Annotated in this window: 21 protein-coding genes and 1 tRNA gene; 18 read left to right on the top strand and 4 right to left on the bottom strand. The window is 63.1% G+C overall.

Annotated features, from left to right (window positions below; genetic code table 11):
• Positions 1-16 precede the first annotated feature (16 nt).
• Entirely contained in the window at positions 17-850 is an 834-nt protein-coding gene (mutM, locus tag AC56LH_RS19315) for a bifunctional DNA-formamidopyrimidine glycosylase/DNA-(apurinic or apyrimidinic site) lyase (protein ID WP_499648901.1), read from the bottom strand.
• A 159-nt stretch (positions 851-1009) separates the two neighbouring features.
• Here mutM and AC56LH_RS19310 point away from each other — a divergent pair, with 159 nt between their 5' ends.
• The 7 genes from AC56LH_RS19310 (at position 1010) to pth (ending at position 7085) form a co-directional block, all read left to right on the top strand.
• A complete protein-coding gene (locus AC56LH_RS19310) occupies positions 1010-2752 on the top strand; it encodes a tetratricopeptide repeat protein (protein ID WP_499648900.1) in 1743 nt (580 codons plus the stop codon).
• 35 nt (positions 2753-2787) lie between these two features.
• Positions 2788-3417, top strand: a complete 630-nt coding sequence (gene lolB / locus AC56LH_RS19305; protein WP_499648898.1) for a lipoprotein insertase outer membrane protein LolB — start codon at positions 2788-2790, stop codon at positions 3415-3417.
• Positions 3418-3428: 11 nt separating this feature from the next.
• Positions 3429-4322: a 4-(cytidine 5'-diphospho)-2-C-methyl-D-erythritol kinase gene (ispE, locus tag AC56LH_RS19300; RefSeq protein WP_499649803.1), complete on the top strand. Its 894-nt coding sequence runs from the start codon at positions 3429-3431 to the stop codon at positions 4320-4322.
• A gap of 83 nt (positions 4323-4405) precedes the next feature.
• A tRNA-Gln gene (locus AC56LH_RS19295) sits at positions 4406-4482 on the top strand.
• Positions 4483-4627: 145 nt separating this feature from the next.
• Positions 4628-5578, top strand: a complete 951-nt coding sequence (locus AC56LH_RS19290) for a ribose-phosphate pyrophosphokinase (RefSeq protein ID WP_183554159.1) — start codon at positions 4628-4630, stop codon at positions 5576-5578.
• A gap of 203 nt (positions 5579-5781) precedes the next feature.
• Entirely contained in the window at positions 5782-6375 is a 594-nt protein-coding gene (locus tag AC56LH_RS19285; RefSeq protein WP_183554157.1) for a 50S ribosomal protein L25/general stress protein Ctc, read from the top strand.
• Between the two features lie 125 nt (positions 6376-6500).
• Entirely contained in the window at positions 6501-7085 is a 585-nt protein-coding gene (gene pth, locus AC56LH_RS19280) for an aminoacyl-tRNA hydrolase (protein ID WP_258837205.1), read from the top strand.
• Positions 7086-7106: 21 nt separating this feature from the next.
• Here pth and AC56LH_RS19275 read toward each other — a convergent pair whose 3' ends face one another.
• Positions 7107-8855, bottom strand: coding sequence for a DUF3857 domain-containing transglutaminase family protein (locus AC56LH_RS19275; protein ID WP_499648897.1), 1749 nt, complete (start codon positions 8853-8855; stop codon positions 7107-7109).
• A 106-nt stretch (positions 8856-8961) separates the two neighbouring features.
• On the opposite strand from AC56LH_RS19275, the gene AC56LH_RS19270 reads away from it, so the two are divergent.
• Positions 8962-10062, top strand: coding sequence for a patatin-like phospholipase family protein (locus AC56LH_RS19270; protein WP_499648895.1), 1101 nt, complete (start codon positions 8962-8964; stop codon positions 10060-10062).
• Between the two features lie 142 nt (positions 10063-10204).
• Entirely contained in the window at positions 10205-11296 is a 1092-nt protein-coding gene (gene ychF, locus AC56LH_RS19265; protein WP_499574089.1) for a redox-regulated ATPase YchF, read from the top strand.
• Positions 11297-11446: 150 nt separating this feature from the next.
• On the opposite strand, the gene AC56LH_RS19260 is transcribed toward ychF, so the two are convergent.
• Positions 11447-14599, bottom strand: coding sequence for a DEAD/DEAH box helicase (locus tag AC56LH_RS19260; protein ID WP_499648893.1), 3153 nt, complete (start codon positions 14597-14599; stop codon positions 11447-11449).
• Positions 14600-14803: 204 nt separating this feature from the next.
• On the opposite strand from AC56LH_RS19260, the gene AC56LH_RS19255 reads away from it, so the two are divergent.
• Both AC56LH_RS19255 and AC56LH_RS19250 read left to right on the top strand, forming a co-directional pair.
• The gene (locus AC56LH_RS19255) at positions 14804-15649 is read left to right on the top strand and encodes an MOSC domain-containing protein (protein WP_499648891.1); all 846 of its coding nucleotides are present in this window, start codon (positions 14804-14806) and stop codon (positions 15647-15649) included.
• A 115-nt stretch (positions 15650-15764) separates the two neighbouring features.
• Positions 15765-16883, top strand: coding sequence for a GGDEF domain-containing protein (locus tag AC56LH_RS19250; protein ID WP_499648889.1), 1119 nt, complete (start codon positions 15765-15767; stop codon positions 16881-16883).
• Positions 16884-16886: 3 nt separating this feature from the next.
• Here the strand turns inward: AC56LH_RS19250 and AC56LH_RS19245 are convergent, their stop codons facing one another.
• Entirely contained in the window at positions 16887-18866 is a 1980-nt protein-coding gene (locus AC56LH_RS19245) for a monovalent cation:proton antiporter family protein (protein ID WP_499648887.1), read from the bottom strand.
• Positions 18867-18965: 99 nt separating this feature from the next.
• Between AC56LH_RS19245 and AC56LH_RS19240 the strand changes: the two genes are divergently transcribed.
• From AC56LH_RS19240 to hpf, 7 genes are all read left to right on the top strand, one after another.
• Positions 18966-19988 (top strand): KpsF/GutQ family sugar-phosphate isomerase, encoded by a 1023-nt coding sequence (locus AC56LH_RS19240; RefSeq protein ID WP_499648885.1) that lies wholly within the window; start codon positions 18966-18968, stop codon positions 19986-19988.
• Positions 19988-20524, top strand: a complete 537-nt coding sequence (locus AC56LH_RS19235) for a KdsC family phosphatase (RefSeq protein WP_499583177.1) — start codon at positions 19988-19990, stop codon at positions 20522-20524. Before AC56LH_RS19240 ends, AC56LH_RS19235 begins: the two co-directional genes overlap by 1 nt.
• A gap of 5 nt (positions 20525-20529) precedes the next feature.
• A complete protein-coding gene (gene lptC, locus AC56LH_RS19230; protein WP_499648883.1) occupies positions 20530-21135 on the top strand; it encodes an LPS export ABC transporter periplasmic protein LptC in 606 nt (201 codons plus the stop codon).
• Between the two features lie 45 nt (positions 21136-21180).
• The gene (gene lptA / locus AC56LH_RS19225; RefSeq protein ID WP_499648881.1) at positions 21181-21729 is read left to right on the top strand and encodes a lipopolysaccharide transport periplasmic protein LptA; all 549 of its coding nucleotides are present in this window, start codon (positions 21181-21183) and stop codon (positions 21727-21729) included.
• A complete protein-coding gene (gene lptB / locus AC56LH_RS19220; protein WP_499648879.1) occupies positions 21726-22481 on the top strand; it encodes an LPS export ABC transporter ATP-binding protein in 756 nt (251 codons plus the stop codon). The genes lptA and lptB overlap by 4 nt, the downstream gene beginning before the upstream one ends.
• Positions 22482-22495: 14 nt before the next feature.
• Positions 22496-23980: an RNA polymerase factor sigma-54 gene (locus AC56LH_RS19215; protein ID WP_499648877.1), complete on the top strand. Its 1485-nt coding sequence runs from the start codon at positions 22496-22498 to the stop codon at positions 23978-23980.
• 74 nt (positions 23981-24054) lie between these two features.
• A complete protein-coding gene (gene hpf / locus AC56LH_RS19210) occupies positions 24055-24411 on the top strand; it encodes a ribosome hibernation-promoting factor, HPF/YfiA family (RefSeq protein WP_183554132.1) in 357 nt (118 codons plus the stop codon).
• Positions 24412-24430 lie beyond the last annotated feature (19 nt).

The raw sequence follows: 24430 nt of genomic DNA, 5'->3' as shown, positions 1-24430 counted from the left end.
TTGCTCGTAGGGATGACTAGCGCTGGCACTGGGCGCAGTAGAACGTCGAACGTTGCCCTTGCTTGATCTGGCGTACCGGCAGCGCGCATTGGCGGCAGGGCACGCCTGCACGATCATAGACGAAATATGTCTGCTGGAAATATCCAGACTGGCCATTTACGGCAATAAAGTCACGCAGCGTGCTGCCGCCCTGGACGATCGCTTCGGCCAGGATGACGCGGATCGCTTCGGCCAGCCGGTCGTAGCGCGCACGGCTGATGCGCGAGGCCGCCGTCTTCGGGTTGATGCCGGCCCGGAACAGGCTTTCGCACGCGTAGATATTGCCCACGCCAACGACGATGTCGCCGGCCAGCAGCACCTGCTTGATCGGGGCGCTGCGGCGGCGGGTTTCGCGAAACAGCAGGGCGCCGTCAAAACCCTCGGCCAGCGGCTCCACGCCCAGGCCGCTTAGCAGCACGTGCTCGGGCAGGGGGCCGTCTTCATTGGCATGCCACAGCACGGCGCCGAAGCGGCGCGGGTCGTTCAGGCGCAGCACTTGCTGGCCCTCGGGACCATTCACGACCAGATCGAAGTGGTCATGCGTGCGCGGCTCGACGCCCGGCGGCAGCACGCGCAGGTGGCCTGACATGCCAAGGTGGATGATCAGGGTGCCGTGCTCAAAATTGATCAAAAGATATTTGCCGCGCCGGCCGATATCCAGGATGCGGCGGCCTTCCAGCAACGCGGACAGGCCGGGCGGGAAGGGCCAGCGCAACCCTTCGCGACGGCAAATGACGTGCTCGACGATGCGGCCTTCGAGATGGGGCGCGACGCCGCGCCGGGTAACTTCGACTTCTGGGAGTTCAGGCATGCCTAAGGGGATTCGTGTAGAGTCAGTTGACAGCGCAGCACATGCGCGGCAGGTCTGCGCATGAGCGTAGAATCAAACTCACTTTGGACTTCTGGACTTGCTTTGAAAAACGCTTTCGTCATTGTAACCCTCTCCGGTCTGTTGACGGCATGTGCTGTCGTGCCGCAACAGCACTCCGTCGCGGCCGATGTCCAGGCCGCGTCCACACCCGCCGCCGAGCCATTGCTCGATGACGAAGCGCAGGCCGCCAGGCAAAAAGCCGAGGAAGAAGCCCGCCTGCCGAAAGTCGAAATGACTCCGGTCATGCTCGACCAGTTACTTAAGGCCGAATTTGCGTTTCGCAATGGCGACTGGCAAGGCCCGTACCTCACGGTGCTGAGCCTGGCCCAGCAGACGCGCGATCCGCGCCTGGCGCGGCGCGCTGCCGAGATGGCCGTCGCCGCCAAGCAGGCCGACGACACACTCGCCGCGGTGCGTTTGTGGTACCGGCTCGATCCCGAGTCGGATGAAGCGACCCAGTATTTCGTCGGCATGGTGGTTACGTCCGAAAAGATCGCCGAGCTCGAGCCCGTGTTCGAGGAGCGCCTGCGCGAAGCGCCGGTGGCCCGGCGCGGCATCCTGATGTTCCAGGTCCAGCAGTTGCTGGGCCGGGCCAAGGACAAGGACGCCGCGCTGGCCATGCTCGAGCGCCTGATCGAGCCGTACGACAAGATGATGGAAGCGCGCATCGTGCGTGCCCAGATCGCGCTGGTGCGCGGCGACAAGGCGCTGGCGCGCACCTACGCGCAGTCGGCGCTGGCCGCCAAGCCCGACGCCGAGATCGCGCTGTTGATGCTGGCGCAGGTCACCGACGACGAAGCGCAGGTGGTGGCCATGATGGAGAAATTCCTCAAGAGCCATCCGAAGGCGAACGACGTGCGCGCCGCCTATGCGCGCGTGCTGGTCAACCGCAAGGATTATCCGGCGGCGCGGCGCGAGTTTGAAGCGCTGCTCAAGGTGCAGCCGGACAATGCCGCGACGCTGTATGCGCTGGGCATCCTGGCCACGCAGACCGACGATGCACGTGGCGCTGAAACCTATTTCACCCGCTTCGTGGACGTGCTCGGTCGCAATCCGAGCGACGAACGTGATCCGTCGCGCGCGCTCCTGATCCTGTCGCAACTGGCCGAAGAACGGGGCGACCTGGCCGGCGCGCTGCTGTGGCTGAACAAGGTGCCAGAGAACACCGACGAGCAAACCCGTTTCAGTGCGCAATTGCGCCGCGCGCATTTGACGGGCAAGGGTGGCGACCTGACTGCTGCGCGTGCGCTGCTGGCCGAGGTCAAGCCGACCGAGCCGGAGCGCCAGGCCCAGTTGATGGCGGCCGATGCGCAACTGCTGCGCCAGGCCAATCAGCTGCCGGAAGCGTATGCGGTGATGGAAGCGGCAGCGCAGCGCTTCCCGAAAAATCCGGATCTGCTGTACGACTTTGCGCTGCTGGCCGAAAAGCTGGGCAAGGTCGATGTGATGGAGGCGCAACTGCGCGAAGTGATGGCGCAGGCGCCCGACAATCACCACGCCTACAATGCGCTCGGCTACTCGCTGGCCGAACGCAATGTGCGCCTGCAGGAAGCCTACGGGCTCATCGCGAAGGCGCTCGAGATGGCGCCGGACGATCCCTTCATCATGGACAGCATGGGCTGGATTCACTACCGCATGGGCAACTTGACCGAGGCTGAAAAGTTCCTGCGTCGTGCGTATGGCGTGCGCAAGGATGCCGAGATCGGCATTCACCTGGGTGAAGTGCTGTGGCAAAAAGGTGACAAGTCTGCTGCTCAGGCACTCTGGCGCGACGCCCGCGCCAAAGACCCGCAGAACGAAGAGCTGCGCGAGACGCTGACCCGCCTTGGCCTGTCCCTGTGAAATAATCCACCCTTGTTCAATTGTTTTGCTGCCCCATGATGCTGCTTACCCGACGCCTTGCCATCCTCGCCCTTGCCGCCACGGTTCTGACCGGTTGCGCGACAAGCACCGCCAATCTGTCTACCGCTACGGTCGGCGCGTATCGCGAAACCATTGACCTGGCAGGGCGCCTGTCGGTGAATTACCAAAAGGATGGCCGGCCCGAATCGATCAGTGGCAGTTTCAACTGGGAGCAGCGTCCGGGCACGATCGACGTCACCCTGATGTCGCCGCTGGGCCAGACGGTCGCTGCGATCAATGTTACGCCAGGCTCGGCCACGCTCACGCAGGCCGGCCAGGAACCCCGCACAGCGGCCGACATCGATAGCCTGACCCAGCAGACGCTTGGCTGGCCGCTGCCCGTGTCGGGCTTGCGCGACTGGCTGCAGGGGTATGCGGTCGATGCGCAGGGGCAGCGTTTCCGCGCTTCGCCGGCCAGCAACAGTGTGACGACCAAGGATGGCTGGCGCTTGCGCTTCATCGACTGGCAAGCGGCCGGGGGTAGTGATGCTGCGACCGGTGCTGCCGCGGCTGCGCCGGTGCCGCGCCTGATCCAGGCCGAACGCGCCGCGTCGGGCGACATCCAGGATCTGGCCATTCGCATCGTCGTCAACCCGACGGCTTGACCCTCATGCCCATGCGTTCCCTGCACGATTGCCCGGCCCCGGCCAAGCTCAACCTGTTTTTGCACGTCACCGGCCGGCGCGCCGACGGCTATCACCTGCTGCAAAGCGTGTTCCAGCTGATCGACCGCGCCGACCGCCTCCACTTCGACCTGCGCGACGATGAACGCATCGTGCGCACGACCGACGTGCCCGGCGTGCCGCACGATCAGGACCTGATCGTGCGCGCGCTGCGCTTGCTGCAGGCAGAATTTGCGCGCCGCCATGGGCGCCTGCCGCCCGGCATCGATGTAGCGGTCGAGAAGATCCTGCCGATGGGTGGCGGGCTGGGAGGTGGTTCGTCCGATGCCGCCACGGCGCTGATGGCCGCAAACCACCTGTGGCAGGCAGGCCTTGCTCGCGACGAATTGATGGCGCTGGGCTTGCCGCTGGGCGCCGATATCCCGTTCTTTTTGTTTGGCGAGACGGCGTTTGCAGAAGGGGTGGGGGAGGCCTTGCAAGCGGTAGAAGGCCCCGATTGCTGGTATGTCGTGCTCGAGCCCGGCGTCGCGGTGCCAACGCCTGCCATTTTTTCTGCAGCAGATTTGACAAGGGACGCAAAGCCGGTCAGAATAGCGGACTTTTCCAGCCACACCAATTCAGGCAGCATGGTGGGGTTTGGTAAAAATGATTTGCAGAACGTGGCGATGCGCCTGTTCCCGCCGGTAGCCGAAGCGGTTGAATGGTTGAGCAGCTACGGCGATGCCAGGATGACTGGCTCAGGGGCATGCGTGTTTTGCGCAGTCTCCAGCGAAGACGCTGCCGACCAGGTGTTGGCGCAGGTGCCGCAGAAGTATGCGGCATGGAAAGCGAAGTCGTTGAAGACCCACCCTTTGAAAAAATCGCTCTTGCAAAACAATGAGTTGTAGAATAAAATTTTGCCTGTCGCGACACTGAGCAGCACAGAAAGATGTGCAGCACAATGTGAAGCGGCAAGTAGTACAGGTCGTGTAGGGGAATCGCCAAGTTGGTTAAGGCACCGGATTTTGATTCCGGCATTCCAAGGTTCGAATCCTTGTTCCCCTGCCAAAGTTTTCTTGTTCTGTCGATGCCGATGCGTCCAGCAAGAGAATCGCGATGCGGCGCCAAGCGCCACATCAGCAAGTTAATCAGCCGGTATAGCCGGCTGATTGTTTTTCTACTGTATTAACGCTTCTTACCTTTTGGGACTCCCATGGCTTACGAAAACCTGATGGTTTTTACCGGCAATGCCAATCCGGCGCTAGCAGAAGGGGTCGCAAAAAGCCTCGGTATTCCACTCGGCAAGGCTGTCGTCTCGAAGTTTTCTGACGGCGAAGTCATGGTCGAAATCAATGAGAACGTGCGCGGCAAGGATGTCTTCGTCCTGCAGTCGACCTGCGCACCGACCAACGACAGCCTGATGGAAATCATCCTGATGGTCGACGCTCTCAAGCGCGCCTCGGCTGGCCGTATCACTGCGGCGATTCCTTACTTCGGTTATGCCCGTCAAGATCGTCGCCCGCGTTCGGCGCGCGTTGCGATCTCGGCCAAGGTCGTGGCGAACATGCTGGAAAAAGCCGGCGTCGAGCGCGTCCTGATCATGGACCTGCACGCTGACCAGATCCAGGGTTTCTTCGATATTCCGGTCGACAATATCTACGCATCGCCAATCCTGCTGAGCGATCTGCAGAAGCGTAACTACGACGACCTGCTGGTTGTCTCGCCGGACGTCGGCGGCGTGGTGCGCGCACGCGCCCTGGCCAAGCGTCTGGGTTGCGACCTGGCGATCATCGACAAGCGTCGCCCGAAGGCGAACGTGTCCGAAGTGATGAACATCATCGGTGAAGTCGAAGGCCGTAACTGCGTGATCATGGATGACATGGTCGACACCGCAGGCACGCTGTGCAAGGCTGCCGAAGTGCTCAAGGAGCGCGGCGCCAAGAAGGTGGTTGCTTACTGTACGCACCCGGTGCTGTCCGGCCCGGCGATCGAACGCATCGCGAACTCGCCGCTGGATGAACTGGTCGTCACCGACACCATTCCGCTCAGCGCCGCCGGCGCCGCTTGCGGCAAGATCCGCCAGCTGACCTGCGCACCGCTGCTGGCCGAGACCTTCAAGCGGATCGTCAAGGGCGACTCGGTCATTTCGCTGTTCGTCGACTAAGCTTCATCGACGTTGTATTCCACGGCGCGCCTGGCTGATCAGCCGGCGCGCCGTTGTAGCATCCAGGATTTCCGTATCTTTTGAGCGCGTAACAATGCGCTCTTTCCTGACTGCCCCTGGTCGCGGGGGTGGTCGCCACTTGGCTACCGGGCTGTTGATCGTTTTCTTCGGCATTCGGGCCTGTTTTATTTTTGGAGTATCACATGAAAGTAGTCGCATTCAACCGCACTCTGCAGGGGACCGGAGCGAGCCGCCGCCTGCGTAAAGCTGGTCAAACGCCAGGCATCATCTACGGTGGCGCAGGTACGCCTGAGCTGATCGCCCTGGACGGCAACGCCCTGTGGCACGCGCTGAAGAAAGAAGCGTTCCACGGTTCGGTTCTGGACCTGGAAATCGACGGCAAGACCCAGCAAGTCCTGCTGCGTGACTTCCAGATGCACGCGTTCAAGCAACTGGTCCTGCACGCTGACTTCCAGCGCGTCGATTCGTCGAAGCCAGTGCACACCAAAGTCGCTTTCCACTTCGTCAACGCCGAGAACTCGCCAGCCGTCAAGCTGAACAGCGCTGTCATCTCGCACGTGCTGAACGAGCTGGAAGTGTCGTGCCTGCCAGGCCAACTGCCAGAGTTCATCGAAGTCGACCTGGCAAACCTGGAAGCCGGTAACTCGATCCACACCGACGACCTGGTCCTGCCAGAAGGCGTCACCGCACTGACCCATGGCCAGAACCTGACCATCGTCACCGCAACCATCCCACGCGGCGCAGTCACCGCTGAAGAGACCCCAGCTGCCGAGTAATCGCAGCTGACGCGTCGCTCCGGCGACGCATCGCACAGAAACCCGCCGCGGCTTGCCCGGCGGGTTTTTATTTTTTGATTTGCACGTTTCGGCGATAATCGCCTTTTCTCGACAGAATCTCACGCATGTCCATTCGACTGATCGTTGGCCTTGGCAATCCCGGCCCCGAGTACGAACAAACCCGCCACAACGCCGGCTTCTGGCTCGTGGACAATCTCGCCAATGGCTTGCCCGGCTGCCGTCTGCAGCGCGAATCGCGTTTCAATGCGCTGGTCGCCAAGACGTCCATTGCCGGCAACGATGTCTGGCTGCTCGAGCCGCAGACCTATATGAACCGCTCCGGCCAGTCGGTCGGCGGTCTGGCGCGCTTTTATAAAATCAATCCGGATGAAGTGCTGGTCGTGCACGACGAACTCGACCTGCCGCCGGGCGTCGCCAAGCTCAAGAAGGGTGGTTCGTCAGGCGGCCACAACGGCTTGAAGGACATCACGGCGGCGCTGGGCACCCAGGATTACTGGCGCCTGCGCCTTGGCATCGGCCACCCGCGCACGATGAATCTGCAGCAGGTGGTGGCCGACTTTGTCCTGCACCGCCCGCGCCGTGAAGAGCAGAGCCTGATCGAAGAATCGATCGACAAAAGCCTGCACATCATTCCGCTGGTCTGCGAAGGCAAGTTCGACACGGCCACGATGCGGTTGCACACTGCCTGATTCGCTGGCGCACTGCCATCGTCATCCACGTTTAAACACGACCTGCGAGCGCAGGTCGCGAAGCATGCGCTCGAGAGCTGGCCGCATGCGCCGGTAGTCGTCGGGCGTGCAGGTTGCCGCCGTGTGGCGGAACTTGAGCTGGCGCTGCACCGTCACCAGCGCGCCGCGCTGCGCATAGCGCGAGTGATAGGCAAAGTTGGCGTCGTCTACATGCACGGCGCGCGGCAGTGTCAGCACGCGCGAGCGCGTCGGCAGATGAAAGCGTAGTTCGTCCTCGGCATCGATCGCCGGACATACGAAATCCTGGTGTCGCTCGGGCTCCTGCGTGAACGCGAACACGGCCTCGCCCAGGCTACCCTTCAGATCGTAGGTCGTGGCCAGCCGCGCAGGGCCGGGCGGTTGCGTGAAACCGTTGCTGGCGGTGCGCAACGGTATTGCGACATCGCCGCCCGGGACGTCCCGGTACAGTTCTGCCAGGGCGCCGCTACCAGTGCGCGTGACCGTAAATCGGCTGCTGCCGTCGGGCTGGATAATGAACTGCATGAGCGTGTGACTATGCGCCTGCTGGAAGAAGGGGAGCATCGCGAACTCGCCCGAGCGTGTGAGCACTGCCGGCTTGCCAAGCAAGGCCGCCGGCAAGAAGCCGCCGGCCACACTGTCGGCGGTCGAATCGAGATACAGCTGCAGCGATGGCACGTAGATGATCGCGTGATTGAGCACGCCCAGCGTCGGCACGGCCGGTAACTGGTAGGCGTTGCCGTTGTTGACGAGGGCAACGGTGCTGTCGATGCCGGCGCTGGCCAGCAGGGCGACGAGCAGCGTCGCGTGGTCCTTGGCATCGCCGTAGCGGTTCGCCAGCACGCTGGCCGCGGCATGCGGCACGATGCCGCCGGGACCAAGGTGCACGCCCACATAGCGCACATTGCTGCGTACCCAGTCGGACAACGCGATCGCACGCGCACGGGGCTCGACCACATCACCAGTCACGCGCGTTGCAAGCGCCGCCACCGCGTCGTCTGGTAGTGCGCTTGCGCCCGCGCGATCCTGGTAAGAATGCGCAAGAGCGGCGTAATCGGCGAAGGTGGAGACGGCGAGCCGCTTGCCGTGGTCAAGTTCGCTGACCGAGTCGGCCTCGATTCGGGGATTGTCGCCATCAAGATAGCGCCAGGCGTAGCGGAGCTTGCCGGCTGCCGGCACAGGCAGGTCGGTAATCGTTGTGGGCAAAAAACCGATGGCGTCGGCGTGCAGCAGCATAGCGACCGGCATGTCATAGACCACCCGGAAGTCGCGCTGGTGCTGGAGGCGCGCACTGGACAGGTCTTCGAAGTGGCCAGTAAACAGCGGCGTGTGGCGCCGCACGACATAGCGCACCGCCACCCGGTCACCCACGTCGACATCGGGAAACACGACAATCTTCAGGCGTGTGTTCTGGGGCATTGGAGCGTCGACCGAAGCGGCGTGTTGCTGGTCGGTGATCTGGTGCGGCTGCACGGCGAGCCGGCGCCCGTCGGCCTTTTCGGTACATGCCTCGACGGCGATGATGTCCTCGAGCGCCTGGTTGTAGCCGATCTCGTACCGGGCGTGGTCGTGCAGCGCATCGCGCTGGGCGATGGTCCTGTTTTGTTCGACCGTGAGCACGTAGGCGCCACTGGGTTCGACCACAAAGTGGCGTACGTGGCGCTCGACGCCGTTACCACGCGCGCATGCCGGCTGCAGCCCGAATAATGGCCACAGAAGCAGACACAGCATGACGACACAGCGCAGCATCATTTCAATCTCCGGCTACACGACCGACCCATGGTACGGGGCGGCGCCGGTGCAGGATTGATGTCGCGCAAGCGCCTGCCGTCGGCCGGACTTCTGCGATAATTTCACGATGAGAGCGCTCACCTTCCAGGCCGGCCCCCTTGCCATGGCCCAGATCGCCGCGCATGGCTTGCGCGCGCAGGACATTGCCATCGTGCCTGCTGCGGCGGGCGGCCCCAAGGGCCTGATCTTCGCCTCGCTCGATGCGTGGCTGTTCGGCGAGTGGTTGCCCACGGCGCCGCGCGAACGGACGCTGATCGGCGCCTCCATTGGCGCCTGGCGCATGGCGGCCGCGTGCCAGAAGGATCCGGCAAAGGCGTTTGCCCGGCTGGCCGAACTCTACACCGGCCAGCGCTACACGCGCCTGAAACCCAGCGTGCAAGAGATCGATGAGGTCGTGCAAGCCCTGCTGGCCGAACTGGTGGGCGGGCACGAAGACGACATCATCGGACATGCCCATCACCGCCTGCACATTCTGGCCGACCGTGGCCTGCGTTCGCTGGCCGCGCCGGTCGGCCGCCACGCCGAACTGCGCGGCTTTGCCTCGGCCGCGCTGCACAATGCCGGCTCACGGGCCTGGCTGGCGCGCTTGATGGAGCGGGTGGTCATCGGCGGCACGCGCGCAGGCGACCTGCCATGGCTACACGAGCCGTTCGACCGTTTCACGACGCATTTCGCGCCACTGACGCGCGCCAATCTGGTACCTGGCCTGCTGGCATCGGGCACGCTGCCATTGATCATGCAAGCGGTGACGGATATCGCCGGGACGCCTCCCGGCAGCTACTGGGATGGCGGCATCATCGACTACCATCTGGCCTTGCCGTATGCACGGGCGGCAGGTGCGGACAAGAGCGAACTGGTGCTGTATCCCCACTTTACCGATCACATCGTGCCGGGCTGGCTCGACAAAAGCATGCCGTGGCGACGCGCGGCGCGTGGCCCCAATCGCAGCTGGTTGGAGAATGTGCTGCTGGTGACACCCTCCGCAGAGTTCCTGCGCTCACTGCCGCGCGGCAAGTTGCCGGACCGGACCGACTTCACGTCATTCGGCCTCGACCACGACGAGCGCATCCGCGTCTGGCGCCATGCGATCGGGGAGGGCGAGCGCCTGCGCGATGAACTGGCCGAATTTGCGCTGCGGCCCGACCTGGCGCGCATCCAGCCAATCTAGCTTGTCATTGGGGCAATCGCGAGCGTTGCAGCACGGGGGCGGTGCGCCCTTTTTTTCAGCAGAAAAGCCGGTCCGGGTTACAATGCAGGGTTTAGAGCGGTTCATTGATCGCTCGCTTTTTACCGAATCAGAAAGAGTTCTCATGACCCTCAAATGCGGCATCGTCGGCCTGCCAAACGTCGGCAAGTCCACCCTGTTCAACGCGCTGACCAAGGCCGGCATCCCGGCTGAAAATTATCCGTTCTGCACCATCGAACCGAACGTCGGCGTCGTCGAAGTGCCGGATCCACGCATGGATGCATTGTCGGCCATCGTCAAGCCGGAACGCATGGTCAACGCCATCGTCGAATTCGTCGACATCGCCGGCCTGGTCGCCGGTGCATCGAAGGGCGAGGGCCTGGGTAACCAGTTCCTGTCGCACATCCGCGAAACCGATGCCATCATCAACGTCGTGCGCTGCTTCCATGACGACAACGTGATCCACGTGGCCGGCAAGGTCAGCCCGCTGGACGACATCGAAGTCATCCAGACCGAGCTGGCGCTGGCCGACATGACCGCCGTCGAAAAAGCCATCCACCGCGAAGGCAAGAAAGCGCGCTCGGGCGACAAGGACGCCGCCAAGCTGGTCGCCGTCTGCGAACGCCTGATGCCGCACCTGGACCAGGGCAAACCAGTGCGCACGCTGGGCCTGGACGCTGATGAAATGGAAATGATCAAGACGCTGCACCTGATCACGGCCAAGCCGGCAATGTTCGTGGCCAACGTGTCCGACACGGGCTTCACCAACAATCCGCTGCTGGACCTGCTGACCGCGTACGCCAAGGAGCAGAACGCCCCGATCGTGGCCATCAGCGCCGCGATCGAGTCCGAAATCGCCGAGATGGACGACGCTGACAAGGCCGACTTCCTGTCCGACATGGGCATGGAAGAGCCGGGCCTGGACCGCCTGATCCGCGCCGCCTACAAGCTGCTCGGCCTGCAGACGTACTTCACCGCCGGCGTGAAGGAAGTGCGCGCCTGGACCATCCACGTGGGCGACACCGCGCCACAGGCGGCCGGCGTGATCCACACCGACTTCGAACGCGGCTTCATCCGCGCGCAGACGATCGCGTATGACGATTTCCTCGCTTACAAGGGCGAGGCCGGTGCGAAAGAAGCGGGCAAGATGCGCGCTGAAGGCAAGGAATATGTCGTCAAGGATGGCGATGTGTTGAACTTCTTGTTCAACGTCTGATCCAAGCAGAAGATCTGCCGTGATGTCCCTGACATTGCGGCACACACAATACCCGCTATGGTCTTGCCATCGCGGGTATTGTTTTTTGGTTAGCTGGTTTTCACCGCATTGCGTTGTCTGTCGCAGGCAGTGCTGCGACTTCTTTTCTACTTAAATCACAAGTACCGGCAAGCTTCGCGACAGCACATCGAAATAGGGGCGCTGTGCCAGATCGCGTCGGTCACCGATCAGGTACAACCTGGCCTTGGCCCGAGTGACCGCAACGTTGAGCAGGTTCGGTTTGCTGATTGTCCAGTCCCGCGCGCCTGCGCTTCCACCGCCTACCACCACGATCACGACTTCCGCTTCCTTGCCCTGGGTGGTGTGGACGGTTCCCATGCGGTCCCCCTTTAAGCCAAACTGTGTGCCAATTCTGGTGATTTGCTGGACGACATCGCGAAACGGGGAGATCAGGAAGATCGTTTCAGGCGCGACCTTGCTCACTTCAATCAGCTGTGTGAGCAGCACGCGCAGTGCGTCGCCTTCGGCAGGCACCCAGTTGCCTTCGCTGGTAACGCGCGGTACATCGATCCAGCCGCTTGCAGGCCACGAGAACGTGGATGGCTCTTTCCGATGAACCATGAGGCCATCGTAGGCAATCGCATTCGAGATCGAGAACATCGGCTCATCACAGCGCCGGTGCACCCGCAACGGCGCACCCACCCAGATCTTGCTGCCTTCCGGGCCAACCTGCGTGCCGATCTGCGTGGTCATGTCGGCAAGATTCTGTACTGAAGCCCGGGTCGGCAACCAGTGCGTGCCGATATCACCGTGGTACGCGGCAAGCGAGGCTTCGACTGAACGCGGCAAGGTCACCACTGGTTCCAGCTGGAGTGGATCGCCGACGACGACGGTGCGCCGCGCACGCCATATCGCGCCGGCTGCGGCTTGCGGTGGGGCCTGGCCAGCTTCATCGATCAGTAACCAGCCAATGCCGCCAGGTTTCATTTCTCCGAACAGCGAGGCAGCGGATGCGAAGGTGGTGGAGATCACGGGGCAGGCAAGTGCCAGCGACTCGAGTGCCACAGCACGCACGTCCGAGTTGGGGACGCTTCCCGACAGCATGTACATCGCCAGCCCGAGGTTCGACTGCATCTGAGCGGCGTTGTCTTCAATAAATGCGCGGTGCAGATTGAGCGCACTGATGAAGACCTGGACGCGCGCGCCATGCCATTCTGGATGGGCCCATGGGCTGGAGCGTTCCTGGTCGGCCTCGTTTGCGTTGACATTCGGCCAGTGCGGGCCAAGCAATGTCTGTGCATCGCGCAGTGCTTCCTGCGTACCGGCAAGCTGGGTGTCAAGCTTGGCGAGATCGTCAGCTACGCGCCTGAGTTCGCTGTCACATTGCGCCAATGAGTGACTGGACTGCGCGCGCAGACGACGGATTGCTGCGTTTGCACTTTCAGCTTCCCGAATTTGATCAAGTACATCGCCTACCCGTGCACGCCATTCACGTTGCGCGCGGCCGAACGTTCGCAACCACTCGAGCCAACCGGGGCGGATGTCGCGCTGACCGTCGAGATACGCTTTCAGCTGATCAACGTTGAGTTCACCTGCTTCTAGCTGATGCATGTTCGAATCATCGTTGTCCTTCGCGCGCCGTTGTTCTGCGAGTGCCATATCGTGAGAGATATGTGCTTGTGCATGCTGCTCAGTGAGTTGGGCCAGACGAGCCATCGATGTCGCAATGGTGCCAAGTCTTTTACGCCAGATCTCCTCATCTTCCAGCGCTCGTGTGAACGCCGCCAGCGCTTCGTTCCATGGCACTGCAGCCTGGGTTACTCCCCCCTTCAGATTATCCAGCCGTTCGCGCAATCCCGGCACTTTGTCATCGTTCGATGTCTGCCACCAGAATTTGCTGGTGAACGTATTCCGGTTTGTTTTGTTGCCAAGCCGCCCAGCGATGAGTGCCCACGCCGATCTGGCGGGTGCATCAACGGATTTGGACAACAGCTCTGTTGCAATGTCTGCATACAGATCGGTCTGTCCTGCCCACCGCGAATCGATCGCGTCCCCGGCCGGCAATTCAAGAGAGAGATTTTCGACCGCACCATTGTTGCTCGAGGCAACCACGATTGAATGGCCTGTCAGTTCGGGATCGAGTTCGAAATAGGGGACCGAGCGTTGGCCGATATCGATCGTTCGCCGATGGCCGAATGCTTGCCTGCCTTTTTTTGCCAACACCTTCGCGCGTTTCACCACCACCGCGGCGACGACATCGCGCAACAGGGTGGTTTTGCCAGTGCCCGGCGGGCCGTTGATGGCGAATGTGCCATCCTGATCGAGTTCCTGCCAAAGAGCGTTGATTGCAAGCTGTTGGCTCCATACCAGCGGATACCTGGCCGGCCAGCATCCCTGCGGAAAAAGAGCCGGATCAAGGAGGGCAAGCGCGCGTGTGCGGTCTGCGCGCACATCGATGCGCTGTATATGTGCAGGGGCTTCAAGATAACGATTGAAGGCCCGCCCGGCAGCCAGGGCGCCGGCAGCCGCAATCCGGTTGAGATCCCGTATGAAGAACGAGTTCATGAAATCGTCTTCGGACTTCGCTGGCGTCGGTGTTGCCGAGTTTGGTTTGGGACGTGTTATCTGGGCGGATTTGATCCGGTGCGGCGCTTCGGATCGCACCAATGTGGCAAGACCCAGCCGGGAAACGACCAGGTCGGAGAAGTCCGCCAGCCATTCGCCATCGATTGCCTGATCGGGAGCGAGCTGACCGATGCGCCATGCAAGCTCGTCACGCAGTGCATCGTTTTGCGTATCGAATCCGGGGAACCCGCTGTTTGTCGGCGGTAGTTCAAGGATCGATGGCGAGCTGTGGAGCCCGGCAACGTCGCACGCCTGACTATCGCCAAGCGCCGCCATACCGTGTTTCTCGATCGTTCCAAGCGCCCAGGCAGCCATGCTGAGCGTCAGCGAGTCTGCCTGTGGACGACCGTGCTCATCGACCGCGACATAGAATACGCAGCATTCGCCGTTGGCGCGCTCCTCATGGACGTCCGGTTGTTTGCCCAGTTGTAGTTCCAACAAGCGAATGAATGTCGCGCGTTCGTAGACGGCGCCGTAAATGCTGTGGCGCCAGGCCTTTGCGGGCGATATCGGACGCTGCGCAAATGCCGGTTCCAGCCACGGTACCAATGCGCCATGGGCCCAGTTGCGAACAGGCGCGGTTTGATTTGACGGCGCCAACTTCGGAATGGACTGTGGGCTGAGCGCTTCGACACTGCGCCAGAAACTGATGAGCTGAGTAAAGCGGATTGGTTGCATCGGATGGGGCGATGTTCCTGCACAGTATGCGCTGGACACAGGATTGTCGTGTGTGAGAAATGTTTTCCATTATCTGATGGATCGGGTCATCGCACCATGGCGACGTCATCGAAGGTGCGCAGCTGTCTGTGCGTTGGTCGAGGGACCATGCACAGGGACAGATTGCTGCCATACTAGCGGCCTCTCACTCCGCGCGTACCCGGCATGGCCACCCTCACCGAACTCGTTATCTACCCGATCAAATCCTGCGCCGGCCTGTCCGTCCCCGAAGCCCATCTGGCCCTCGACGGCCTCTCGGCCAACGGCGTGCACGACCGCGAATGGATGCTCGTCACGCCCGACGGCCTGTTCCTGACCCAGCGCGAAGTCCCGCGCATGGCCACGGTCACGCCGCGCATCGACGCCACAGAGCTGATCGCCAACGCGCCCGGCATGTCGCCGCTGCATCTGCCGCTGGCGCACGACGCCGCCGCAAAAACGATCGAGGTGCTGCTCTGGGAAGACCGCATCCCCGCCGCCGATTGCGGCGACGCGGCCGCCAGCTGGTTCTCCACCGCCCTCAAGGCCCCATGCCGCCTGGTGCGCTTTCGCCCCGACGTCCACCGCCCAACCAGCACCAAGTGGACAAACGGCATCCCGGCCGCCACGCGCTTTTCGGACGGCTACCCGATCCTGCTGATCGGCCAGGCCTCGCTCGACGACATCAACGCGAAACTCGCGCAGGCCGGTCGCGACAGGCTGCCGATGAACCGCTTCCGTCCGAACGTCGTCGTCGATGGCATCGGCGCATTCGAGGAAGATTTCGTCGCGGCCTTCCACGGCGACGGAATGACGCTGCGCCCCGTCAAGCCCTGCACGCGCTGCCCGATCCCGGCCGTTGACCAGGTAACTGGCATTCCCGGCCCCGATCCCCTCGACATCCTGCAAGCCTGGCGCGCCAACCCGCGCATGGACGGCGCCGTCACGGTGGGCATGAACGTGATCGTGCAGGATGGCATTGACCAGACGCTGCGGGTTGGCCAGCCATTGAACGTCGAGCTGGCTTTCTAGATAGCGCGCCACACTGTCGCAAAATCGCCTAATCGCCTGCGTGATGGGGCGGTTTTTCGTATCCAAGCCCGGGAGGATGGCGTAATGTTACGGTTATTGCTGAAAGGAATTCTTCATGCACGAGCCGGGCATTTCGTCGCGGGAACTGATGGCGGAAAACGAGACGTTGCGCGCACGCATGGCGTATCTGCTCGAACAGGCCGAGCGTAATCACGAGATCATGTGCCGCCACCAGGCATTCGACCTGCAGATTGTCGGCGCCAGCAGTTTTCCTGACCTCGTCGGCACGATCTTCAGCACGCTGCCGGTGATCTCGGACCTCGATATCGTCACGCTGTCATTGATCGACCAGAATGCCGATATCTACACGGTCATGCACCGCCTGGGCGTCGATTTCGACACGCTGCCCAACCTGATCTTCTGTGAGCATGCGGTCGAACTTGGCTTTGACATGGCACCGGAATCGCAGCTACGGCCTCTCCTGGGCGCCTACGCGCCGGGCCAGCACCGCGCGATGTTCCCGCAGCCGCCGGCCAATCTGCGCAGCGTGGCGCTGGTGCCCCTGATGCGCAACAAGCGCCTGATCGGCAGCCTGAATCTGGGCAGCGCGGACCCGGGCCGGTTCACGCCGGCACTGGGCACCGACTTCGTCGAGCACATGGGCTCGATCATCGCGATCTGCCTCGAGAACGTGATCAGTAACGAGATGCTCAAGTACATCGGCCTGACCGATTCGCTCACCGGCGCCTACAACCGGCGCTACATGGACCGGCGCCTGGCCGAAGAAATCGCGCGTGCGCGGCGCCAGGGCTACCGCCTGTCCTGCATGTACATCGACATCGACCACTTCAAGCGCGTCAACGACACGGTCGGCCACCAGGGCGGCGACGACGTGCTGCGCGAGGTGTGCGCCCGCATCAAGGCCGAATTGCGGATGTCCGATACGCTGTGCCGCTTCGGCGGCGAGGAATTCGTCGTGGTGCTGATCGACGCCGACCTGGAAAACGCCAGCATCGTCGCCAACCGCATCCGCACGAGCGTGGCCGGCTTGCCGGTGGACCTGAGCACGGGCGAGCAGGTGAGCGTGACGGTGTCGATCGGCGTGGCGGCGCTGACCGATTTCGAGCGCGATCACGCCATCGAAGGCGTCGCGCAGGAGCTGATCGCGTCGGCCGACGCGGCGCTGTACCAGGCCAAGGCTGCGGGCCGCAATCAGGTCGTCAGGTTCGCGTGATGGTTACAGCAGCCGCTCTTCGGCGCGGCTGACCGCCTCGCTGTCCCCGCGCAGCACCACGACGTCGCCCGATGCCAGCAGCACGTCCGGACCGGGCGCCAGATCCTTGCCGCCACGCCGCAAGGCCGTGACCTCCACCGCCACATCCTGCAGCCGTAACGCGCCCAGCGACACGCCGATCGCGCCGGCCTGCGCGTGCAGGCGCACCGAATGCAGCTTCACCTGGCCATGTTCGAGATCCGCACCGCTGTCGTCCGTGCCGTGGAAGTAGCCGCGCAGCGTGGCGTAGCGGCCCTTGCGCGCGTCCTGCACCCGGTGCACCACGCGGCGCAGCGGCACGCCGAGCGTCACCAGCGCGTGCGAGGCGAGCATCAGGCTGCTCTCCAGGGCTTCCGGCACCACCTCGGTCGCGCCGGCTGCCTTGAGCACGTCCATGTCGCCATCGTCGTGGCTGCGCACGATCACGGGCAGGGCGGGCGCCAGTTCGTGCACCAGGTGCAGCACCTTGAGTGCCTGGCGCGTGTCGGCGAACGTGATCACCAGCGCGCTTGCGCGGTGTACGCCGGCCGCGATCAGGCTTTCGCGGCGCGCCGCATCGCCGTACGACACCGACGCGCCGGCCGCCTGCGCCTTCTGCACCCGCTCCGGATCCAGGTCAAGGGCATACCACGGCAAGGTCTCTTCTTTGAGCAGCGTGGCCAGGCTTTGGCCACTGCGCCCGAAACCGGCGATGATCACGTGCTTCTGGGTGGTCATGGTGCGCGTGGCCAGCTGCGTCAGTTGCAGCGACTGCATCATCCATTCATTGGCCGCGACCTTCATCACGATCCGGTCCATGTAGCCGATGATGAAGGGCGCGAGCAGCATTGACAGCACCATCGAGGCCAGCACCAGCTGCATCACGAACGGATCGATCAGCTTCGAGCCGGATGCATGGCTGAGCAGCACGAAGCTGAATTCGCCCGCCTGCGCCAGCGCGAGACCGGTGCGCAGCGCGGTGCCCAGTGGCGCGCCGAATGCGCGCGCCATCAGCACGATCAGGCCGGCCTTGAGCAGCACCACGAGCCCCAGCAGCAGCGTGACCTGCCACCAGTACTGGCTCACCAGGCGCAGGTCGAGCAGCATGCCGATCGTGATGAAGAACAGGCCAAGCAGCACGTCGCGAAACGGCTTGATGTCTTCTTCCACCTGGTGCTTGTAGGGCGTTTCGGAAATCAGCATGCCGGCGACGAAAGCGCCCAGCGCCAGCGACAGGCCGGCCTGCTCGGTGATCCAGGCGGACCCCAGTGTCACGAGCAGCAGGTTAAGCATGAACAGCTCTTGCGAGCGGCGCTTGGCCACGATCGTGAACCAGCGACCCATCAGCTTCTGGCCAAAGAACAGCAGCAGCGCCAGCACCAGCCCGGCCTTGAGCGCGGCCAGTCCCAGCGTGATGGCCATGTCTTCCGGATCGCGCGCCAGCGCCGGGATCATGATCAACAGCGGCACCACCGCCAGATCCTGGAACAACAGGATGCCGATGATGCGCCGCCCGTGTTCGCTCTCGAGTTCGAGGCGCTCGGTAAGCAGCTTGACGACGATCGCCGTGGACGACATGGCCAGCGCGCCGCCCAGCGCGAATGCGGCCTGCCAGGCCAGCGTCAGGTGCGGCATCAGGTACGCCGCCAGCAGGCCGATGCCCATGGCCGCAGCGACGGTCGTCACGACCTGGCCGAGCCCCAGCCCGAACACGATGCGCCGCATCGAGCGCAGCTGGCCGAGCGAGAATTCGAGCCCGATCGAGAACATCAAAAAGACGATGCCGAATTCGCCCAGCGCGTGGGTGGTGGGGCTGTCTTCGGCCAGGGCCAGGGCGTGGGGGCCGATCAGGACGCCGACGGCCAGGTAGCCGAGCATCGGCGGCAGCTGCAGGGTACGAAAGGCGACCACGCCGAGGACGGCGCAGCCAAGCAGCAACAGGGTGAGTTCGAGACCAGAATGCATGGGGTGAAGCGGGTGACGGTTGGGGTGGCGAGGCGTACTTGTCATCGAATGTTACGACTGGCAAGTTTTTTGCTTTCGCAATTCGTTTATACTTCTGGAATGAGTGTAACTGATGACCAAATAATGCTGAAAAGTTTTGACGAAACCCTGGCGCAGCGCGTGCTGGAACTGGGTCGCCAGACGCTTGCGATCGAGGCCGACGCCATCGTGGCGCTGCACGCGCGCCTGGGCGACGACAGCAGCTTCGTCGACGCCGCGCAGCTGATCTACGCCGGCACCGGCCGCGTGGTTGTCTCGGGCATGGGCAAGTCGGGGCACATCGGCCGCAAGATCGCCGCCACGCTGTCGTCCACCGGTACGCCGGCGTTCTTCATGCACCCGGGCGAAGCCGCGCACGGCGACCTTGGCATGGTGACCGCGAATGACATTCTGATCGCCATTTCCAATTCGGGCGAATCGTCCGAACTGCTCGACATCCTGCCGGCCGTGAAGCGCCTGGGCGCGCGCGTGATCGCCATGACCGGCAAGCCGGCTTCGCGGCTGGCCAAGCTGGCCGACGTCCACCTGAATATCGCGGTGGCGAAAGAAGCCTGCACGCTCAACCTGGCGCCAACCACCAGCACCACCGTCACGCTGGCCATGGGCGATGCGCTGGCCGTGGCGCTGCTCGACGTGCGGGGTTTCCGCGAGCAGGATTTCGCGCTGTCGCATCCGGGCGGCGCGCTGGGCCGGCGCCTGCTCACGCATGTGCGCGACGTCATGCGCACCGGCGATGCCATCCCGTCGGTGGGCCTGGATGTCCCGCTGGTCAAGGCACTGCTCGAGATCAGCCAGAAGGGCATGGGCATGACCGCCGTGGTCGATTCCGATGGCCGGCCGCTGGGTGTGTTCACCGACGGCGACTTGCGCCGCGTGATCGAGCGCATGCACGATTTTTCGAACGTGCTGATTCGCGACGTCATGCACGCCAATCCGCGCAGCGTACGTCCCGAGCAGCTGGCCGTCGACGCGGTCGCCGTGATGGAAGAATTCCGCATCAACCAGATGCTCGTGATCGATGAGGCGGGCCAGCTGGTCGGCGCGCTGCACATCCACGACCTGACCCGCGCAAAGGTGATTTGATGACTATTCCCGTATTGGCCCACATCGAGCGCGCCGCGCGCATCAAGGTCATGATCTTCGACGTCGACGGCGTGCTTACCGACGGCAGCCTGACCTACGGCCCCGATGGCGAAGTGACCAAGACCTTCAATGTGCTCGACGGCCTGGGCATCCAGATGCTGAATAAATCCGGCGTGCAGACCGCGATCATCAGTGCGCGCCTGTCGCCGATCGTCGTCCGGCGCGCCGCCGACCTGGGCATCTCGCATGTCTACCAGGGCAACCACGACAAGCGCATCGGCTTTGCCAATCTGCTCGAGGCCACCGGCTTTACCGCCGACCAATGCGGCTACATCGGCGACGACGTGATCGACCTGCCGCTGTTCGCGCGCGTCGGTTTTGCCGTCGCCGTGCCCTCAGGTCATCCGGACGTGCAGCACCGCGCGCATTACGTGACCAAGAACGGTGGCGGGCGTGGCGCGGTGCGCGAGATCTGCGACCTCGTCATGCGCGCGCAGGGCACCTACGACCAGGCGCTCGCGCCGTATTTCGCCTGAGCGCCATGGCCACACTCGCCTCCAACAAACGCACCTCGCATCGCTGGAACTTGCTGGCGATGATCGTGATCGGCGTGTTCTTCGCCTTCGGCAGCTTCTGGCTGCTGCAGCTGATGCAGGGGACTAACATCGATGCGCAACTGGGCGGCCCGCCCGACGAGCCGGATTACATCGTCGAGAACTTCTCGTTCGTGCGGATGACGCCCAACGGCCAGCCGAGCTACGTGGTGTCGGGCAAGCGCCTGGCCCACATCCCGCAAGGCGACGTGTCGAATGTCGACCAGCCCCTCATGCGCGGCGTCGAACCGGGCCGTCCACCGATGACGGTGGTGGCCAAGAGCGCGCGCATCTTCCACGAAGAGCACCGCGTCGAACTGTTCGGCGACGTCGATCTGCAGCGCCCGAAGACGCCCGCCAGCGAAGCGCTGCGCGTGCGCACGTCGGCCATGACCGTATTGCCCGACGAAGAAATCGTCAAGACCGACCAGCCGATCGACATGGAGCTTGGCGCGTCCAGCCTCAAGGCCGTCGGCCTGGTGGCCAACAATGCGACCATGCAGATGAAATTGTCCGGCCGCGGCCGTATCGTCTATCCGCCACGCCAGCGCTGAAGGCCACCAGCCATGCGCGCGTGTTAACCCAGGACCAGCACCATCATGAAAAAACTTTTTGCTGCCGCTTTCTTGTCACTCCTTTCCTTGAGCGCGATGGCCGAAAAGGCCGACTCGCTCAAGCAGGCGGCTCTCGAATACGATAACGGCGACCTCGATGGCGTCGCAGGCGTGCGCACCTTTACCGGCAACGTGATCCTGACCCGCGGCACGCTGCTGGTCAAGGCCGAACGCGCGGTGGTCAGGGATACGCCCGAAGGCTACATGAGCGTGACGCTCACCGCGGCCAACGGCAAGCCTGCCACGTTCCGCCAGAAGCGCGACGGCGGCCCGAACCTGTGGGTCGAGGGCCAGGCCGAACGCATCGAATACGATGAGCGTACGGAGCTGGTGCGCTTGTACTCGAACGCCATCGTCAAGGAACTCGAAAACGACCGGATGACCAACCAGATGACCGGCCCGTTCATTTCGTACGACAACCGCAAGGAAGTCGTCGCCGTGCGCAATGACGTCAGTGGCGAGAGCAAGGTTGGCGGCGGGCGCGGTACGCTGATCCTGGCGCCCAAGCGCACGCCGGCCGGAGGCACGCAATGACGGCCTTGAACGATCGCAGCACGCTGGTCGTCAAGGGCCTGCAGAAAAGCTATGGCAAGCGCCTGGTCGTGCGTGACGTGTCGCTGGATGTCGAATGCGGCGAGGTGGTGGGTTTGCTGGGCCCGAACGGCGCCGGCAAGACCACCTCGTTCTACATGATCGTGGGCCTGGTGCCGTCGGATGCCGGCTCGATCAGCATCAACGGCACCGACATCACCAGGATGCCGATCCATCGCCGCGCGGTGCTCGGCCTGTCGTACCTGCCGCAGGAAGCGTCGGTGTTTCGCAAGCTGACGGTGGAAGAAAACATCCGCGCCGTGCTCGAACTGCAGAAGGTCGACGGCAAGTCGCTGACCAAGGCGCAGATCGGCGAGCGGCTCGACAACCTGCTGGCCGATCTGCAGATCGAAAAGCTGCGCGAGAACCCGGCGCTGTCGCTGTCGGGCGGCGAGCGACGCCGCGTGGAGATCGCACGCGCACTGGCCACCAATCCTCGCTTCGTGCTGCTCGATGAACCCTTTGCCGGTGTCGACCCGATCGCCGTGATCGAGATCCAGCGCATCGTGCGCTTCCTCAAGGAGCGCAAGATCGGCGTCCTGATCACCGACCACAATGTGCGCGAGACGCTCGGTATCTGCGACCGCGCCTACATCATCAATCAGGGCGCGGTGCTCGCATCCGGCCGACCCGACGATATCATCGCCGACGAGTCGGTGCGCCGCGTGTACCTTGGTGAACATTTCCGCATGTAAGCCATACTCAATTGATGAAACAGTCCCTTCAGCTCCGCACTTCGCAGCACCTGGCGCTCACGCCACAGCTGCAGCAATCGATCCGGTTGCTGCAGCTGTCGACGCTCGAACTGCACCAGGAGATCGAGCAGATACTGGGCGATAACCCGCTGCTCGAAAGGCTCGACGACCCGCTCGATCATTCGGTGCGCTTGCTGGCCGATGGCGCCATCAACAATGCGCCGGCACCGGGCGAGGCGCCGCCGGCGCCGGGCCAGCAGGCCGAAGGCGAGGGCAGTGCACCGGCCGAGGGCGAGGGTGCTGAAGGCGGCGCGGTCGATGGCGACCGGCCCGACAACGAGTGGAGCGAAAGCAGCGGCGCGTCGTCCGGGAGTAGCAGCAGCGACGACGAAGACGGCCGCCCGCAGCTGGAGGCATGCGCCATCACGCTGCGCGAACACCTGATGGAACAGGTGCGCGAAACGCTGCTGTCAACCCGTGACCGCGCACTGGCCGAACTGGTGATCGACGCGCTTGACGACAACGGCTACCTGGAAGAACCGCTCGACGACATCCACGCGCGCCTGCCCGAAGAACTCGACGTCGACCTGGACGAACTGCGCTGCGCGCTGGCGATGGTGCAGAGCATGGACCCGGTGGGCGTGGGCGCGCGCAGCGCGGCCGAATGTCTGGCGCTGCAGATCCGGCGCATGCCGGGCGTGCCGATGGTGACGCGCCGCATGGCACTGAAGATCGTCGAAGGCTACCTGACCTGGTTCGCACAGCGCGAATACAGCAAGCTGAAAAAAGCGCTCGATTGCGATGACGAAGACCTGCGCGAAGTGCAGGCCGTGGTCCGCCAGTGCAATCCGCATCCGGGCGCGGCGTTCGCATCGAACGTGTCGGATTACGTGGTGCCGGACGTGATCGTGCGGCGCGCCAAGAACGGCTGGGCGGTCACGCTGAACCAGGACGTCATGCCGCGCCTGCGCGTGAACAGCCTGTACGCCACGATGCTCAAGCAGGGCCGCAGCGAGAGCCAGATGGGTGCGCAGATGCAGGAGGCGAAGTGGCTCATCAAGAACATGCGCCAGCGTTTCGACACGATCCTGCGTGTGGCCGAAGCGATTGTCGAGCGCCAGCGCAACTTTTTCAGCCATGGCGCGGTTGCCATGCGGCCCCTTGTTTTGCGCGAGATAGCTGATACACTAGGTCTGCACGAGAGCACGATCTCTCGTGTCACAACCCAGAAATACATGCTGACCCCGCACGGCATGTTCGAGTTGAAGTATTTCTTCGGTAGCCACGTTGCCACCGAGGCGGGAGGCGAAGCATCCTCAACGGCAATCCGTGCGCTCATCGCACAATTGACAGGAGCAGAAGACCCTAAGAATCCATTATCCGACAGCAAGATCGCGGAAATGCTCGGGGAACAAGGCATGGTCATTGCGCGCAGGACGGTCGCAAAATACCGTGAAGCGCTCAAGATCCCCCCCGTCAGTCTCCGCAAAGCCTTGTAACAACGCCGCTCATACAGTCTGTGCCTTCAGCTCCTGTGTGGTGCAAGCGACGTGACATCTTCAAAGGAGTGTGTATGAACCTCACCATCAGTGGTCACCATCTCGAAGTAACCCCTGCCATCCGTGAATACGTTCAGAATAAGCTGGAACGCATTATTCGCCATTTCGATCAAGTCATAGATACCCACGTCTTCCTGGCCGTCGATAACCTCACCGAAAAAGAAAAAAGGCAAAAAGCTGAAATCAATGTCCAGGTGTCGGGCAAGACCCTGCACGTGGCGAGCGTCGCGCAAGACCTGTATGCCGCGATCGACATGTTGATGGATAAACTGGATCGACAAATTCTGAAGCACAAGCAGATGCTGAAAGACCATAACCGCACAGCGATCAAACGCCTGGACGTCGACGAAGCAGACGTCGCTGCCGCCTGATCGAGCGCAGGTCACCACC

This window comes from Telluria sp. LT1R51-2 (assembly GCF_059685775.1).
Note: the sequence above shows the minus strand (reverse complement) of the source record. Positions and strands in the feature narration are given on the sequence as shown.

Coding starts and splice junctions, on each gene's coding strand:
- AC56LH_RS19240 (WP_499648885.1), top strand. CDS start 18,966: ATGAGTGTAACTGATGACCAAATAATGCTGAAAAGTTTTGACGAAACC.
- pth (WP_258837205.1), top strand. CDS start 6,501: ATGTCCATTCGACTGATCGTTGGCCTTGGCAATCCCGGCCCCGAGTAC.
- AC56LH_RS19245 (WP_499648887.1), bottom strand. CDS start 18,866: ATGCATTCTGGTCTCGAACTCACCCTGTTGCTGCTTGGCTGCGCCGTC.
- ychF (WP_499574089.1), top strand. CDS start 10,205: ATGACCCTCAAATGCGGCATCGTCGGCCTGCCAAACGTCGGCAAGTCC.
- lolB (WP_499648898.1), top strand. CDS start 2,788: ATGATGCTGCTTACCCGACGCCTTGCCATCCTCGCCCTTGCCGCCACG.
- AC56LH_RS19260 (WP_499648893.1), bottom strand. CDS start 14,599: ATGCAACCAATCCGCTTTACTCAGCTCATCAGTTTCTGGCGCAGTGTC.
- lptC (WP_499648883.1), top strand. CDS start 20,530: ATGGCCACACTCGCCTCCAACAAACGCACCTCGCATCGCTGGAACTTG.
- mutM (WP_499648901.1), bottom strand. CDS start 850: ATGCCTGAACTCCCAGAAGTCGAAGTTACCCGGCGCGGCGTCGCGCCC.
- AC56LH_RS19215 (WP_499648877.1), top strand. CDS start 22,496: ATGAAACAGTCCCTTCAGCTCCGCACTTCGCAGCACCTGGCGCTCACG.
- ispE (WP_499649803.1), top strand. CDS start 3,429: ATGCGTTCCCTGCACGATTGCCCGGCCCCGGCCAAGCTCAACCTGTTT.
- hpf (WP_183554132.1), top strand. CDS start 24,055: ATGAACCTCACCATCAGTGGTCACCATCTCGAAGTAACCCCTGCCATC.
- AC56LH_RS19255 (WP_499648891.1), top strand. CDS start 14,804: ATGGCCACCCTCACCGAACTCGTTATCTACCCGATCAAATCCTGCGCC.
- AC56LH_RS19270 (WP_499648895.1), top strand. CDS start 8,962: ATGAGAGCGCTCACCTTCCAGGCCGGCCCCCTTGCCATGGCCCAGATC.
- AC56LH_RS19235 (WP_499583177.1), top strand. CDS start 19,988: ATGACTATTCCCGTATTGGCCCACATCGAGCGCGCCGCGCGCATCAAG.
- AC56LH_RS19275 (WP_499648897.1), bottom strand. CDS start 8,855: ATGATGCTGCGCTGTGTCGTCATGCTGTGTCTGCTTCTGTGGCCATTA.
- lptA (WP_499648881.1), top strand. CDS start 21,181: ATGAAAAAACTTTTTGCTGCCGCTTTCTTGTCACTCCTTTCCTTGAGC.
- AC56LH_RS19250 (WP_499648889.1), top strand. CDS start 15,765: ATGCACGAGCCGGGCATTTCGTCGCGGGAACTGATGGCGGAAAACGAG.
- AC56LH_RS19285 (WP_183554157.1), top strand. CDS start 5,782: ATGAAAGTAGTCGCATTCAACCGCACTCTGCAGGGGACCGGAGCGAGC.
- lptB (WP_499648879.1), top strand. CDS start 21,726: ATGACGGCCTTGAACGATCGCAGCACGCTGGTCGTCAAGGGCCTGCAG.
- AC56LH_RS19290 (WP_183554159.1), top strand. CDS start 4,628: ATGGCTTACGAAAACCTGATGGTTTTTACCGGCAATGCCAATCCGGCG.